Annotated in this window: 20 protein-coding genes; 12 read left to right on the plus strand and 8 right to left on the minus strand. The window is 40.1% G+C overall.

Translation table 11 applies throughout. The features are described 5' to 3' along the window. Positions 1-1,452 (plus strand): ABC transporter ATP-binding protein, encoded by a 1,452-nt coding sequence (locus tag IQ283_RS16245; RefSeq protein ID WP_194221157.1) that lies wholly within the window; start codon positions 1-3, stop codon positions 1,450-1,452. Then, a complete protein-coding gene (locus IQ283_RS16250) occupies positions 1,430-2,224 on the plus strand; it encodes an energy-coupling factor transporter transmembrane component T family protein (RefSeq protein WP_194221158.1) in 795 nt (264 codons plus the stop codon). Before IQ283_RS16245 ends, IQ283_RS16250 begins: the two co-directional genes overlap by 23 nt. A 41-nt stretch (positions 2,225-2,265) precedes the next feature. On the opposite strand, the gene IQ283_RS16255 is transcribed toward IQ283_RS16250, so the two are convergent. Together IQ283_RS16255 and IQ283_RS16260 are read right to left on the minus strand one after the other, a co-directional pair. Continuing rightward, positions 2,266-2,397 (minus strand): DUF3941 domain-containing protein, encoded by a 132-nt coding sequence (locus IQ283_RS16255; protein ID WP_194221159.1) that lies wholly within the window; start codon positions 2,395-2,397, stop codon positions 2,266-2,268. 77 nt (positions 2,398-2,474) lie between these two features. Then, positions 2,475-3,329: a DegV family protein gene (locus tag IQ283_RS16260; protein ID WP_194221160.1), complete on the minus strand. Its 855-nt coding sequence runs from the start codon at positions 3,327-3,329 to the stop codon at positions 2,475-2,477. Between the two features lie 281 nt (positions 3,330-3,610). Between IQ283_RS16260 and IQ283_RS16265 the strand changes: the two genes are divergently transcribed. Continuing rightward, the gene (locus IQ283_RS16265) at positions 3,611-4,459 is read left to right on the plus strand and encodes a YitT family protein (RefSeq protein ID WP_194221161.1); all 849 of its coding nucleotides are present in this window, start codon (positions 3,611-3,613) and stop codon (positions 4,457-4,459) included. 268 nt (positions 4,460-4,727) lie between these two features. On the opposite strand, the gene IQ283_RS16270 is transcribed toward IQ283_RS16265, so the two are convergent. Further along, complete coding sequence (locus tag IQ283_RS16270) at positions 4,728-4,988, minus strand: NifU N-terminal domain-containing protein (RefSeq protein ID WP_194221162.1); 261 nt, start codon at positions 4,986-4,988, stop codon at positions 4,728-4,730. A gap of 67 nt (positions 4,989-5,055) precedes the next feature. Then, the gene (locus tag IQ283_RS16275; RefSeq protein WP_194221163.1) at positions 5,056-5,514 is read right to left on the minus strand and encodes a GNAT family N-acetyltransferase; all 459 of its coding nucleotides are present in this window, start codon (positions 5,512-5,514) and stop codon (positions 5,056-5,058) included. A gap of 150 nt (positions 5,515-5,664) precedes the next feature. Here IQ283_RS16275 and IQ283_RS16280 point away from each other — a divergent pair, with 150 nt between their 5' ends. Together IQ283_RS16280 and IQ283_RS16285 are read left to right on the plus strand one after the other, a co-directional pair. Further along, positions 5,665-6,324, plus strand: coding sequence for a diphthine--ammonia ligase (locus IQ283_RS16280; protein WP_194221164.1), 660 nt, complete (start codon positions 5,665-5,667; stop codon positions 6,322-6,324). Positions 6,325-6,351: 27 nt separating this feature from the next. Continuing rightward, complete coding sequence (locus tag IQ283_RS16285; RefSeq protein WP_194221165.1) at positions 6,352-6,933, plus strand: SGNH/GDSL hydrolase family protein; 582 nt, start codon at positions 6,352-6,354, stop codon at positions 6,931-6,933. 75 nt (positions 6,934-7,008) lie between these two features. Here the strand turns inward: IQ283_RS16285 and IQ283_RS16290 are convergent, their stop codons facing one another. From IQ283_RS16290 to IQ283_RS16300, 3 genes are all read right to left on the minus strand, one after another. Continuing rightward, the gene (locus IQ283_RS16290) at positions 7,009-7,224 is read right to left on the minus strand and encodes a DUF3813 domain-containing protein (RefSeq protein WP_194221166.1); all 216 of its coding nucleotides are present in this window, start codon (positions 7,222-7,224) and stop codon (positions 7,009-7,011) included. Between the two features lie 2 nt (positions 7,225-7,226). After that, complete coding sequence (locus IQ283_RS16295) at positions 7,227-7,370, minus strand: hypothetical protein (protein WP_194221167.1); 144 nt, start codon at positions 7,368-7,370, stop codon at positions 7,227-7,229. Positions 7,371-7,460: 90 nt separating this feature from the next. Continuing rightward, on the minus strand, positions 7,461-8,300 hold the full coding sequence (locus tag IQ283_RS16300) for a Cof-type HAD-IIB family hydrolase (protein ID WP_194221168.1): 840 nt from the start codon (positions 8,298-8,300) through the stop codon (positions 7,461-7,463). Positions 8,301-8,482: 182 nt separating this feature from the next. Between IQ283_RS16300 and IQ283_RS16305 the strand changes: the two genes are divergently transcribed. The 3 genes from IQ283_RS16305 to IQ283_RS16315 all read left to right on the plus strand — a co-directional run bounded on the left by IQ283_RS16305 (position 8,483) and on the right by IQ283_RS16315 (position 10,098). Next, positions 8,483-8,800: a hypothetical protein gene (locus IQ283_RS16305; RefSeq protein ID WP_194221169.1), complete on the plus strand. Its 318-nt coding sequence runs from the start codon at positions 8,483-8,485 to the stop codon at positions 8,798-8,800. Between the two features lie 128 nt (positions 8,801-8,928). Next, positions 8,929-9,696 (plus strand): prolyl oligopeptidase family serine peptidase, encoded by a 768-nt coding sequence (locus IQ283_RS16310; protein ID WP_194221170.1) that lies wholly within the window; start codon positions 8,929-8,931, stop codon positions 9,694-9,696. 81 nt (positions 9,697-9,777) lie between these two features. Beyond that, positions 9,778-10,098 (plus strand): metal-sulfur cluster assembly factor, encoded by a 321-nt coding sequence (locus tag IQ283_RS16315; protein WP_194221171.1) that lies wholly within the window; start codon positions 9,778-9,780, stop codon positions 10,096-10,098. Positions 10,099-10,192: 94 nt separating this feature from the next. Here IQ283_RS16315 and IQ283_RS16320 read toward each other — a convergent pair whose 3' ends face one another. Beyond that, positions 10,193-11,866 (minus strand): LysM peptidoglycan-binding domain-containing protein, encoded by a 1,674-nt coding sequence (locus IQ283_RS16320; RefSeq protein WP_194221172.1) that lies wholly within the window; start codon positions 11,864-11,866, stop codon positions 10,193-10,195. Between the two features lie 136 nt (positions 11,867-12,002). On the opposite strand from IQ283_RS16320, the gene IQ283_RS16325 reads away from it, so the two are divergent. Genes IQ283_RS16325 through moaD form a run of 4 tightly spaced genes read left to right on the plus strand, consistent with a single transcriptional unit; the run spans position 12,003 to position 14,453 of the window. Beyond that, positions 12,003-13,259, plus strand: a complete 1,257-nt coding sequence (locus tag IQ283_RS16325; RefSeq protein WP_194222273.1) for a molybdopterin molybdotransferase MoeA — start codon at positions 12,003-12,005, stop codon at positions 13,257-13,259. Then, positions 13,259-13,759, plus strand: coding sequence for a molybdopterin-guanine dinucleotide biosynthesis protein B (gene mobB / locus IQ283_RS16330; RefSeq protein WP_194221173.1), 501 nt, complete (start codon positions 13,259-13,261; stop codon positions 13,757-13,759). Before IQ283_RS16325 ends, mobB begins: the two co-directional genes overlap by 1 nt. A 2-nt stretch (positions 13,760-13,761) precedes the next feature. Continuing rightward, entirely contained in the window at positions 13,762-14,202 is a 441-nt protein-coding gene (locus IQ283_RS16335; RefSeq protein ID WP_194221174.1) for a molybdenum cofactor biosynthesis protein MoaE, read from the plus strand. 17 nt (positions 14,203-14,219) lie between these two features. Then, a complete protein-coding gene (gene moaD / locus IQ283_RS16340; RefSeq protein WP_194221175.1) occupies positions 14,220-14,453 on the plus strand; it encodes a molybdopterin converting factor subunit 1 in 234 nt (77 codons plus the stop codon). Positions 14,454-14,511: the final 58 nt, after the last annotated feature.

Below are 14,511 nucleotides of genomic sequence, written 5' to 3' on the forward strand. Positions count from 1 at the left end.
ATGAAAGTGGGTGTATCAAACCTTCGTGTGAAATATGCGGGAGCGGACACACTGTTATTTAATAGGTTATCTCTTGAGATTGCAGAAGGGGAAAAGGTCTTATTTCTTGGTCCGAGCGGTTGTGGTAAGTCAACTCTTCTTCAGATATTATCTGGTTTAATTCCAAATGCCGTTCCAGTGCCTATGAAGGCAGACGCCAAAAGCATACCAGCATCTTCAGGCGTTGTATTTCAAGATCCTGATTCTCAGTTTTGCATGCCATATGTGGATGAAGAGATGGCATTCGTATTGGAAAATCGTGCTGTCCCGCAACCTGAAATGGAAGGGTTAATTCGTCATTATCTTGAAAAGGTAGGTCTTTCCTTTCAGGATCCGCATATTGAGATTAATTCACTTTCACAAGGGATGAAACAGCGACTAGCCATTGCATCCATGCTTGCACTTGAGCCAGAGGTGATCTTTTTGGATGAACCGACTGCATTACTTGATCCTGCAGGTACTTCTGACGTATGGAAAACAATTAAACAAATTAATGCTACACAAACCATGATTATCGTTGAGCATAAGATTGATGAAGTGATCGATTTTGTTGATCGCATCGTCCTTTTGGATTCAGAGGGAAGGATTATCGCAGATGCTGACCCAAAAAGTGTCTTCTCTTTTCATAAACATAAGATGAAGGAATATGGGATTTGGTATCCTGGCGTATGGGAAGAACATACAAATGAAAAAAACCTTCCTGCTCCGTATATGAAAGGGAAAGAAATTCTTGAGATTAATCAGTTAAAAGGGTATCGAGGCAAACTCCCTAAAATTGAAGTGCAAAATGGATCAGCTCATGAGGGAGAATGGATTGTTGTAACCGGAAAGAATGGAGCAGGTAAAAGCTCCTTTCTTTTAAGTTTAATGAATGTGATGAAAACGTCCGGGAAAAAGAGAGTAATGAATCAGGAATTAAAATCGATCAAAGCTTCCCGTGAACAGCTAGCATTTGTTTTTCAAAATCCAGAGTTTCAATTTGTCACGAATTCTGTCTATGATGAACTTGCTTATTCTCTTGAAATGATAGGAGACGTGGAAGTAGATCAAAAAGTAGGTCAGTGGCTTGAAGCATATGATCTTAAGCAAGTGCGAACTCTTCATCCGTACCAGCTTTCTACGGGGCAAAAAAGAAGGTTAAGCGTAGGAACGGCCATGTTTGGTTCTCAACCGATTCTTTTGTTAGACGAACCAACATTTGGACAAGATGCAAGTAATACGTTTAAGTTGCTCGCTTTATTTGAACAGTTAAGGTCAAAGGGAATGCTCATCATCATGGTGACACATGATGAGAAGATTGTTCAAAATTATGGAACGAGAGAATGGATCATTGAAGAAGGGAAGCTAACCGCTGATCGAGATCTTCTGAGAAGGGAAGAGAGGGAGCATCATGCAGTGGACTCTACAGTATAAAGAAACATGGCTTCATCGTTTAAATCCTGCTTTTAAATTGGTGTTCATTTTAGCATTATTTATCCTTCTTTTATTCGTTCACAATCCAAATTTGATTAGCAATGTAACAGTGGTTCCATTAATTCTCGTCTTGTTCGCCACAGGACATCAGAAAAAGATACTAGCGATCTTAATGATTCCATTTTTGTTATTATTTTTCTCAAGTGCTTCTAGTATGATGTTCTTTGGTCAAGGGACAACGACTTGGTGGAAGTGGGGAATCGTTCATATTACAGAAGAGAGCTTCTTTCGAGGTCTTCACATCGGGTTTAGAGCTTTAAATTTCGCCTTGCTCGGACTTCTATTCGCTTTGACAACGAGGCCAGTATTTCTCTTCTATTCCCTCGTTCAACAGCTTAAAGTACCGCCTCGGTATGCCTATAGCTTTATGGCTGCTGTTCGGATTCTTCCTGTTATGATGGAGGAATTCCAACAGCTAAGAGCCGCATTACTTATTAGAGGTATAAAAAAGAAAAAAGGGTTCGCTCGAATCATGCAGTCTGTGACGCTTTATGCGGTGCCATTGCTTTCTCAAAGTATTCGTAGAGCTCATCGCATTGCAGTTGCCATGGAAGCGAAGCAGTTCAATAATAAGGAACGAACTTATTATTACAAACAGACCTTCTCTAGAGTTGATGCATATTTTATACTCTACATTACGGTAGGTTTTTCTCTTGCTTATTGGGGTGGTCTAACATTTCCTTACTTTGATATCACAGATGTTAGAAATTAAGAAACCGGCTGGTTAGCCGGTTTCTTTTCATTGCTTGATCTCTACAAGTGGTCAGTATCTTTAGAATACTGGTGTTTCCCGCCTTCACGGTTTTCTTCTTTCAACTTGTTTTTCAACATTCGTTTAGCATTATGATCAACTGCTTTTTTATTATTATCTTTTGTTGATGTCACGTTAAGTCCTCCCTTGCTAGGATTGCCATGCACAATAATAGAGTACGCGATTATGCGACATCCTATGTAAAAGGAAGTTATTTATTTAAGAAAAACAATGCAAGTGTTCCTGGTCCTGAGTGAGAGCCAATCGTAGCGCCTACTTCATGAATGACAAAGTGCTCACTCCCATATGTCTCTTGAATCGCACTTTTTAATTTTTCAGCGCTTTCAAGGTCATCTCCATGTGATATGCCGATTAATTGAGACTGAAGGTTAACGCCGCGTTCCTGCATGATCTCAACCATACGCTTTGTGACTTTGTTTTTACCACGAATTTTTTCAATCGGAACAAGTTTCCCGTCTTCAACGTGGAGCACTGGTTTGATTTTTAACATTCCACCAAAGAAGGCCGAAGCTTTGCTGACGCGACCGCCGCGCTGAAGGAACTCCAGGTCGTCTACTGTGAAAATGTGTTCCATGTGCGTTAAATACTTGCTGTTTAAGCTTTCTGATATTTGCTCAAATCCTTCACCTTTTTCAGCAAGCTCTGCAGCGTGGATCGCCATAAGTCCGTAGCCGAGAGAAGCGGCTTTGGAATCAATGACCTCCATTTGTACGTCAGGGTATTCTTCCTGTACTTCATTTTTTATGATGGCAGCGGATTGGTATGTACCTGAAATGCCAGAAGATAGCGCAATATAAATAAAAGGCTGACCCATTTTAGCGTATTTCGTAAATGTCTCTCGTATCCGTGCTGGAGGAATTTGCGACGTTTTGGCCATTGTACCTTCTCGCAAAGTCTTATATAACTCTTTTGCTTGGATCTCTTCACGGTCATAATACTCCTGATCTCCGATAATGACCATTAGTGGCATGATGTCGATGTCGTGCTTTCGTGCGAGATCCTCTGGCAAATCCGAGGCGCTATCTGTAATGATTTTAACTGTCATGGACGATCGTCCCTTCTTCATTTTTAAGTCAGTATGTAAATGAATGTTTGTTATAATCAAGTTTATCCCATTAGCAAAGAGGAAATCAATCCTATTGATGGGGTTGAATAGAAAACAGTTGACGTAGATTAGATAGTTTGATTAGATATACATGGCTTAGTAGATGTGGCTTTACCTAATCGTCACTTATAAAGATCGGATCCTGAGAGTGAATATTGTCAATTGGATCAGTCTCTACTTATATTCTGCAAACGAGTTAAATCTCTGTTTCAAAAAAGAAGGTGTTCTTATTGGAAGAAGTAAAAAAAATTATTGTGATTCTCTTAGGTGCGATCCTTGGTGCAGTTTCTCTGAACTTATTTCTTATCCCTGCCAATGTTTATGCTAGTGGTTTTACTGGTATCGCACAGCTGATTTCTAGCGTACTAAGTGATTATACGCCAATTTCAATCTCAACGGGTATTTTACTTATGTTACTAAATATCCCTGTAGCTATACTGGGATGGAAGAAAGTTGGTAAATCTTTTACATTGTATAGTATTATCAGTGTTGGAGCTACTACCTTTTTCCTTGAAATCATTCCAGTACAGGCTCTTTCAGAAGATATCCTGCTAAATGCAGTGTTTGGCGGAGTCATTGCAGCAATTGGTATCGGTTTTACATTAAAATGGGGGGCTTCCACCGGAGGAATGGACATCGTAGCCATGATTCTATCCCGCATGAAAGACCGTCCAATCGGTACGTATTTCTTCAGCATGAACGCGTTGATTATCCTCACCGCAGGAATGCTTTATGGCTGGGAAAAAGCTCTTTATACGCTCGTTACCTTATACGTATCTTCTCGAGTAATCGACGTCATTCACACACGTCACGAAAAATTAACAGCAATGATCGTAACTTCCAAAGGAAATGAAATGCAAAAAGCTATTCATGACCGACTTGTTAGAGGAATCACCAAGCTCCCTGCCAAAGGTGCCTACAGAGGAGAAGACAAAGAAATGCTCATGATCGTCGTCACACGCTATGAACTATACGACCTCGAGCACATCATCCAAGACATCGACCCGACCGCCTTCACCAACATAGTCAACACCACAGGCATCTTCGGATTCTTTAGAACGGATGGTTAAGAAAAGCGGAAGTGAGCGTTTAGGGACGACAAGCGCTGGAGGCCCTTCATTTGAACACGGTTTTTGTGTTCGGATGAAGGGCTGAAGCGATCGAGTCCCTGCTCACTGCAGCTAGACAAGAAAAGCGGAAGTGCCCGATTAGCCTCGACAAGCGCTGGAGCCTCACAAAAAGAACACGCCCTTTGTGTTCCCCAGTAAATGATTGAAACATCTCACCTACTACTTAACAACACAAAAAAAGTTCCTCGGAAATCCGAGGAACTTTTTTCTATGCGTTATGAGAGATTGTTTCTTTTACTTCTGGAAGTAATGTATCCCAATCTGCCTCTGGCATCTTATTAATTGTAATAAAATCCTGGTATCCAAACACATTATCAACACCATCTAATTTAAGAAGTGCAGCAGCCATTTGATGATCAGGATTGTCATTCTTCTTGAAAGAATGGCTTGAAGTTCCTTCGAAAAGCTGTTGATCTGCCGTAATTTTAATAGCATTTGGGTTTGGTGTACGATCTACGCGTAATTCCATTTTATAAACGCCTCCTTTCTCTACCATCTCTTAGTGTATCAGAAACAACTCTTGCAGCAAATAATCTTTAAGAAGAGAAGGTAAACCCGTATCTTTTTGAAATAATGTCATGGAAACCGAGGGAATTGTATAGGTGTTTTGTAACAGCGTTATGAATTCCTGTTTCAAGTTCAATCCCCTTAATCCCTTCATTCTCAGCCCAATAAATCACATGAAGTAGTAATTTCCTACCAATACCTCTATTTCGTGCATCTGGATCAACAAATAATTCATTTAACCAAATATATGGACCACCACTAGAGAGGCTGACGCCGATATTAAAAAACGCGACGCCAAGGACTTCGTCATCAGACTCTGCGACAACGATTCGTGATGCTGTCTGTTCATCAAGAGCAAGCTTTACTCCTTTAACGAGTTTATCGTAGCTTCCATCTTGATCAGAACGAGTAATTTGCTTCATTAATAACTTTGAAACCTTTTCAATCATGTCTTCATCTGTCTGGCTGGATAATTGATACACATTCATTACCGTTCCACCTCCGTCATACTGTTTCGACTTCAAACACTTCAATCCCTTTTTAAGAAGGTTTGAATAAAGTTTTTAATTAATTTCAAGATATTTGAAACATTCAGCCTTTTCCATTCGTCTATATAGAGTAAGAAAGGAGCTAATACATTGAATTTAATTTTTTCATGGAGCTCTGGGAAGGACAGCGCCATAGCTTTATTCGATTGTTTAAAGCAATCACATCTTCAAGTGAAAGGATTATGGACAACCATTAACGAAACAAATGGTGCCATTCCTTTTCATGGCGTACATACAGCGTTGCTTGAAAAGCAGGTAGCTGCTATTGGTCTGCCTCTAACGATAACCAATTTACCAGATAACTGTACGAATAAGCAATACGAGAAACTTGTTAGCAATCAATATAAGGTGTTTAAAGAAGCAGAAATAGAAGGGGTCGTATTCGCTGATTTATTTCTAGATGATATTCGTCATTATCGGGAAACGCTTTTACAGGATTGCAAACTGGAGGGCATATACCCATTGTGGCAACATTCCACTCTACATACGGCAAAAAGATTCATCGCGACAGGTTTTAAAGCAGTGATCACAACAGTTGATCAGTCAAAAATTTCTCCTGATTGGGTAGGGAAACCATTTGATGATAACTTTCTTCAATCCCTTCCAAATAACGTGGATCCGTGCGGTGAAAATGGAGAATTTCATACGTTTGTATGGAACGGCCCAATTTTTGAAAAAGAAGTGATAGTTGAAATTCAAGAGATAGTAGAGCAAGGCAATTTTCGAACAGCCATTTTGAAGAACTGGTAACAACGGAACGAAAGGGGGAGGAAAGATATGCCTGTACTTGTTTGTTTTGGCGACTGCCTAACAGCGAGGGAAGTAGATGATAAAGGGAACGAACGTCTTACATCAAGGATAAGAGGGGCTCTTGATGAATGGATCGTGATTAATGCAGGTTCAACCCCAACTTCTAGAGAAGGGGTATCGCGTTTTCAGTCTGATGTTCTCAGCTACAAACCGGATTATGTAACCATTTTCTTTGGAACGCAAGAAGCTTGTTTAGGACAAAGTTCAGATTTGAGTGAGTTTGAAAGAAATATTGAGTACATGGTTAATAATCTCCCTTCAGAACGGGTTATTCTTATTTCACCATCACCAGTGATGAATGAAGGAAATGTCTCAATGACAAATCAGAAAATAGAGGGTTATGCTGATCGAATAAAACATTTAGCAAATAAGCTTGGAACAAGACATATTGATCTCTGGCAATTGATTCGAGAAAATAAGAAAAGTAAAATGCTTTATGAAAAAGACGGTCTCCAGCTAAATGCAAAAGGATATAAGCTGATAACAAAAGAAGTACTGAATTCGCTTGGCAGGCGAACAAAATTTAAACCGGTCATAAAACTTTTTTAAAGTGGTGTGACTATAGATGAACGCATTTCCACGAAGAAGAACCCGTCGCCGGTGACGGGTTCTTCTTCGTGGAAACTAAAAGGGTTTATTGGATGATTCATGGCTAAGTTCTTGTATAACTGCCTGGTAAGATGTGAGCTGTTCTTTTTCTGCGCTTGTAGATTGGTGAAAAGCTGCAGAAAGATTATTTTGGGCCACATCGATTTGGTTTTGCAACTCTGGATGACCTGCAGCCATTTGCTCCGCTTTTGCAACGGCTTCTCGAGCAAGCTGAAAATGACGATTACCCATCGTTATTCACCACCTGACAAATTTTCTTGTTGTTGTTTCTTACGTTGTTCATTGCTTAAGCTTGTCAGGTCGTGTTGGTCCATGTTTTGGACAACTCGATCCGCACCTTCTTTTACCATTCTCTTTGTTTTACTATTCTTGGCCATGATTAATCCCTCCCTTTCTTTTATAGGATGAGTTCATCGATCAGTAATTATTCGATCTTCATCCTGATTTCATTAAACAAAAAAGACAGCTTAGGATAGCTGTCTTTTATCAGGTAGGATAATGTTTAGCCTTTCTTCAAGGAAGGAAGCAACACCATCTTCTTCATTAGTCATCGTGATTTCGTTAGATATATTTTTTAATTCAGTAATCGCATTGCCCATCGCCACGCCAGTTCCAGCATATTCGATCATTTCAAGATCGTTATCTTCATCCCCGAAGGCAATGATTCTTTCTTGAGGGACATTGAAATGCTCGGCTAACCGTTTAAGTCCTACTGATTTGTTTAATCCTGCTCGAACAATCTCAATAATGTTTAAAGGAGCAGCCCAAACGCGATGCTCGATCATCTCTGCGTGATGCTCTTTTAACATTGAGCGAAGATCAGCGAGCTGCTGTTCATGTGGATGAATGAGAAGAGATGTAGGATCGTCTTTAAGGTTTTTGTGAATCTCACCTGTATAGATAGAGGATTCGTTCATAATCATATTTTGCATAATCAGCTCATCATGCTGATGCAAATAAACATCATCCAACACTTCGGCCATGATGTTTTTTACGTTAATTTCAGTACAAGAAGAGACGATCGATCTAGCCGTATTTAATTCCATTGGTGAGTGATACGTCCCGAATGAGCGATCAAGAGGATGATGAACAAAAGCTCCATTGAAATTAACAATTGGAGAATCAAGCGCCAATTCATTGTAATAGCGCACGCTTGCTCGATAAGGCCTTCCTGTTGCGATGGCAACATGGTGTCCCTGTCTTCTAGCTTCGGCAATAACGGATTTTGTGCGTTCAGAAATATTCTTTTCGCTGTTTAACAACGTGCCATCAAGATCAATTGCGATTAGATGCGGTTTAGTTGTCATAGAAGCTCCTTTGAAAAGTGTCATTTAGTGTTTACACACTAATTGTACATGGCATCCAGATATGTGTCTATTTAGGAATATTAAAATTTTGACAAGAATGTTAAAAGGATATGATAGCCGTTTGAGGAATTGTTAAGAAGGGTACACTTTAACTATCATTCCATTGGAGGTGGCAGTCGATTATGACTAAGAAACAGACATTGCTAATATCAAGTATCGCGGCAGGGACAATCGGCATTTCATCCTATTTACTTAAGGATGAAGAGAAGAGAACGAAATTAAAATCAAAAGCTAACGATATTCGGAAGCAAGTGACTAAGAAGTTTAACGATACCTTACCAATTGAGAAGGCGGGAAATCCAACAACACCGGATCAGTCAGATGATAGTGGCGATAGCAAGATGGTGTATGAGGGATCACAGTTTCCAACTCAATACTACAATAAGCTTGAAAATATGAAATCAGTTGAAAAAAGTCACGAAGAGCAAATCAAAAATTAACAAACGGAACATGCAAGCGACTGCTTGCATGTTTTTATGTTTTCTAGGCTGTCCTTAAATTTCTCAATCAACTATATGAGTGGTACGATAGAGGAGAATAATGGTTGCTAAAGGAAAGGGGCAAGATGATGATAACAATTGTTAATGAATACATAGAGAATATACCTGTCTTACACATAGTGGACGCTAACCTTGCTGATGATAAGTTGCCATTAGTTATGTTTCAACATGGATTTACTAGTGCAAAAGAACATAATCTTCACATCGCTTATCTTCTAGCAGGCGAAGGCTATCGTGTTCTTCTGCCTGATGCTGTGCATCATGGTGAACGTGAAGATGACCTATCAGGGAAAAAGAGGCAATATGTGTTTTGGGAAATTGTGATTCAAAGCTTAACAGAACTTGATCAGCTAAGGCAGCATTTTGTGGACCGGAACCTCGTTCAAGAAGACCGAATCGGTATGTCTGGTACATCCATGGGCGGAATCCTTACATTCGGTGCCCTTACACAGTATCCTTGGATTAAAGCCGCCGTCTCTTTAATGGGCTCACCTTCTTATTTCAAATTAGCGAATGCACAAATACGATATTTAAAGGAAGAAGGGTTTAGTCTCCCTATCTCTGAAGAAGAGATGATAACACAAATTGAAGGATTGCAGTCCTATGATCTTTCTCTTCAAGAAGATAAACTAAATGGTCGTCCACTAATGATGTGGCATAGTACAGTCGATAAAGTTGTTCCTTATACCCTTACCTACGATTTCTATAACCAGATTAAACCGCTCTATGAAGGGGCAGAAGACCGCCTGAAGTTTATTAAAGATGAGACTTCTGGCCATAAAGTTTCACGTGAAGCTGTCCTTGCTTTAGTGGATTGGTTTAAAACTCATTTATAGAATTAAGGCTTTTCGGTTTAAGTTAAACCTCAATTTGTTATAATGAAGGTTGGAAGTACATGTATGAAAGGAGAGAATGCTATGTCTGAACAAACAGATCAAGAAATGAGAGATAAATTATTTGAAGCTCTTGAGAATGTTATTGACCCTGAGCTTGGGATAGACATCGTGAATCTTGGCCTCGTATACGAAGCCGATCTAAATGATGAAGGTGTTGCACAAGTCGTTATGACATTAACAGCAATGGGTTGCCCATTAGCTGGTACAATTGTTAACGATGTAAAGCGCGCGCTATCTGACGTGGAAGAAGTGAACGATGCGGATGTTAACATCGTTTGGAACCCACCATGGTCAAAAGATAACATGTCACGCTATGCAAAAATTGCGTTAGGCATTAGATAATGAAAGTAGGAAAGGAAGAGGGGCTCCTCTTCCTTTTTTTTATTTTGGGTATGAGTAATCGCTAAAGTAAGCGAGGATGAGAGAATGACGTTTTCTATTCCGTTCGTTCCACAATGATCTTGTCATTAATCATATTCCAAATAGCAGGGTCTTCCATACCCAATCTCCATAGCGCTACGCCCTGGACACCAAGTTCATTAGCTAAGCGGATTTTTGCTTCAATGCTTTGTTCATTTTCAAACCAAACCTCGTGCTGATTTCCTTCTTCATCTTTATATCTGAAAAATGGCGTTTGACGTTCCTCGTTAAATTGAACTTCTGCATTGTGTTTCTTTTTCAGTTTCATTGCCATGTCATAAGTGACATAAGTGCTCTTATCCGTATCAAGGTTGAAGTCAAATCCGAATACAGAGATAGCGGATACTAATTTCTCAGGGGGGATTCTCGTTTTAGCATAAGTCATTACTTTTTTCATCCACCCAGCCGTTACTGCAGGACCAGCTGGACTGCCAGGCCAGCCAAATTCGTTATAGAGCATCACAATAAATTGATCAACAGCTTTACCAATTTCGGCATAGTTAAATGGGTCTGAAAATGGATTCACTAGCTCATCTGATGCTCTCGATGGAACGCTTGCTGAAAAGAAATATCCCTTCTTATGAAGCTCTTCCCCGATTGTCTGATAGAGAAGCGTTAGTTTATCCGCATCTTCGATATAAACATCCTCTATGTCGATGTCAACTCCATCGAAATTATACTTCTCAATTAATTTAACTAAGTTTAGTGCAAATGCGCGACGATTTTCTTCACTTGAAACGAGTGTTTGAACAACTTTCTTACTCGGTTCGGTATCGCCTTTTTTGTATAGCAGGTTATGAACAACCGGCATAATTTTGATGTTTTGATCATGAGCCAGTTGAACGAGTTTCTCGATCTCTCTATCGCTAAACTTTCCAAACTTCTCAATCGTTGTTGGATTTGACTCGCTAATTCGAAACAGAAATAAAGCAAGTTGAGATAGGGCAGAACGGTTAGACACGAACGACTTATACGAAGAAGGAAGGGATGGACCTTCTTCAAGCGTATAGTATCCGATAATTCTTGATACAGGCAACTCATCACCATATGCATTAAAGGTAACGAGGCTATCAGAGATCCATCCGCTCGTGCCATCATATAGCTGCACTTTGTACCAATTTCCTCGAATGCCTTCGACAGCGAGCTTAGCCCCATTTCTCATCTGAGCAATGATGTTATACCCTTTACCAGGACCAGTTCTGACATTCGCCCGATCTGCCTTTACGACAACTTCTGTATATACTGGAATTTTAAGCGTTTGGCCAATGGAAAGGTCATCTGTTGTTAAGTCGTTCAATACTTTGATACTCTTCGGTGTTGTATTGTTGTTCATTGCAATTTGATAAAGGCTATCTCCTGCTTTTACTGTATAATTGATTCGCATTGAGCGGCTTGCCGGAATATTAAGATGCTGACCAACGTAGATGAGGTTAGATGGCAGTTGATTTAATTCTTTTACTTCTTGAACAGGAATTTGAAAGCGGTCGGCTATGCTTAACAATGTATCTCCGGGTTGAACTGTGTAAGATGGATAATCAGTTGCAGAAGGAATCCGTAGCATTTGACCTACATAGATAATATTTGAGTTCAGCTGATTGATTTGTTTGAGTTCATTGACCGATTGGTTATGAGAATCCGCAATTCTAAGCAGTGTATCGCCTGGCTTTACCCGATATTGATTTTGAGGCATGATCATCACTCCTTTCCATATAAGATGCATCACTAACAATCTATTCAGTGCAGTGTCTATTCATTCGAATTTTACTTCTAGAGTCTTGATCTTTGTTACAATGAAGAGGAAAATCATAACAGATGGAGATGAGATGATGGTAGAGAGAAGGAAGCCAATCACTGTAGAAGAAGCTGTTCAAAAAGTGATGAACCTCTCTTATGAAGGGAAAATCGAAACGGTTCCGCTAGAAGAAAGCGACGGACGTCATCTCGGTGTTGCTTTGAAAGCCGATCATGATGTTCCGCCGTTTGATCGTTCCCCTTATGATGGGTTTGCTATAAGAGCAGAAGATACATACGAAGCAGGAAGAGACAATCCAATTCAATTAAAAGTAATTGAAGAAATAGGAGCAGGAACGGTTGCATCAAAAGTTCCAGAAAGAAATGAAGCGATTCGGATTATGACAGGAGCAGCAATACCAGAAGGAATGAATGCTGTGATCATGCTTGAGCTTGTTCAAGAAGTGGAGGAGGATGGTCAGTCATTTATCCAGCTGAAACGAAAAGTAGCGAAAGGAGACAACCTTTCCTTACAAGGAGAAGATACAAAAGCAGGTACAGTATTGATTGAGAAAGGCTCACGGATTACACCAGGTGTGAAAGCACTTCTTGCCACATTTGGCTATGCGAATGTGCCCGTTGCTCGTAAACCACAAGTGGGAATATACGCGACAGGTACAGAGCTTTTGAACCCTGAAGAAGCTCTTCAACCAGGAAAAATTCGTAATAGCAACTCCCCAATGATTGAAGGTCAAGTTAAAGCCGCTGGAGGCGTACCCCTTTATTTTGGAAAGCTCGATGATGACTTTGAGACGTGTTTTACTTCTGTAAAAGAAGCGTTAAGTAAAGTCGATTTTCTCATTACAACAGGGGGCGTTTCTGTAGGTGATTATGATTATCTTCCTGCTATTTATGAAAAATTAGGGGCAACCGTCTTATTTAATAAAGTAGGCATGAGACCAGGAAGTGTAACGACTGTAGCAGAATGGAATGGTAAACTCTTGTTCGGTCTTTCTGGGAATCCTTCCGCTTGTTTTGTAGGATTTGAATTATTCGCAAGACCAATCATCAAGCGTGCCCTTTTCTCGAAATTCCCTTATCGTATGAGAAGTAAAGGAACGTTACTAACTGATTTTCCTAAACCGAATCCATTTACCCGATTTGTACGAAGTAAGACAGAGGAAAGGGAAGGGCGTATATATGTAAAGCCAACGGGTCTTGATAAATCAGGAAGCGTCACGTCACTTGCTGAAGCCAATGCTTTCACCGTACTACCCGGTGGAACGCGAGGATTTAAAGCGGGTGATACCGTGGATCTCCTTCTTTTACGCGAGGAAGGATCTGAGTCCTAATGAGTTTACCAATCTTACAAGTAATCGGTTATCAAAATAGCGGAAAAACGCTTTTTGCGGAGAAATTTATAGAAATGGCTACCTCAGCTGGTAGGAAGGTTGGCGTTATTAAGCATCACGGGCATGGCGCTCCTGACGTCAGTGATCAGAATAAAGACACGGGGCGTCATCGCGAGGCTGGTGCTACAGTGACCGGAGTTAGCGGTGGTGGAATGGTATCCGTTCAAGCAACGCAAGAAAATGAATGGGATCTTAATCAGTTAATACGATTATATGAAATGTTTGATGTTGACCTTATTCTTATAGAAGGCTATAAAGAGGAAAGCTATCCTAAGGTTGCTATTATAAGAGATGCCGAAGATCTTCATCTTTTAGAAAAAAGCCATATTATTGGATCAATTGTAAAAGAGCAGCTCGATGTGCCTGTGAAGAATAGCTATCAATATGATGAAATGGATCGTTGTATAAATGATGTATTGAAGGTTTTAAGGAGAGATTGAAAATGGAATATTACTCGATTACTTCTGAGGAAATAGATGTAAATAAGGTGATTAGTAGTGTGATCCGTCCTGAGGCAGGGGCAATCAACACGTTTATTGGAACAGTAAGAGAATTTACTGGTGAGAAGCAAACGGTCTCGCTACAGTATGAAGCTTATCCTTCCATGGCAGAAAAACAGTTGAAACGAATCGGTGGAGAAATTCGTGAGCAGTGGCCAGCAGTCCAAACTTCTATTGTGCATCGAATCGGTAAATTAGCGATTAGTGACATTGCCGTTGTGATTGCTGTCGCTTCCCCACATCGCGCTGAAAGTTATGAAGCCAGTCGCTATGCGATTGAGCGTATAAAGGAAATCGTGCCAATTTGGAAAAAAGAGTACTGGACCGATGGGGAAGAGTGGATTGGTGATCAGCTTGAAAAGACATCATACAAAAATAAATGACCAAAGGAGGAAAAGAAATGATTACTGTTCTTTTCTTTGCAAAGCAGCAAGAGCAAATCGGGAAGGAAAAGCTAGAACGATCGGAATCACAGCTTGTGGTTTCTGAGCTAAAACAAATTCTGATGAACGATTATCCAGATCTTTCTCTTGATCATACGATGACGGCGATTAATGAAGAATACGCAGCGGAAGATCAGGTTGTGAACGATCAGGACATTGTTGCGTTTATTCCTCCGGTTAGTGGAGGATGAATGAAGAACACCCGCTTGGGTGTTCTTTTTATTTTGAGATTTTATTAGTGAGAGGGGA

This window comes from Pseudalkalibacillus hwajinpoensis (assembly GCF_015234585.1).
Classification (GTDB): domain Bacteria; phylum Bacillota; class Bacilli; order Bacillales; family Guptibacillaceae; genus Guptibacillus; species Guptibacillus hwajinpoensis_B.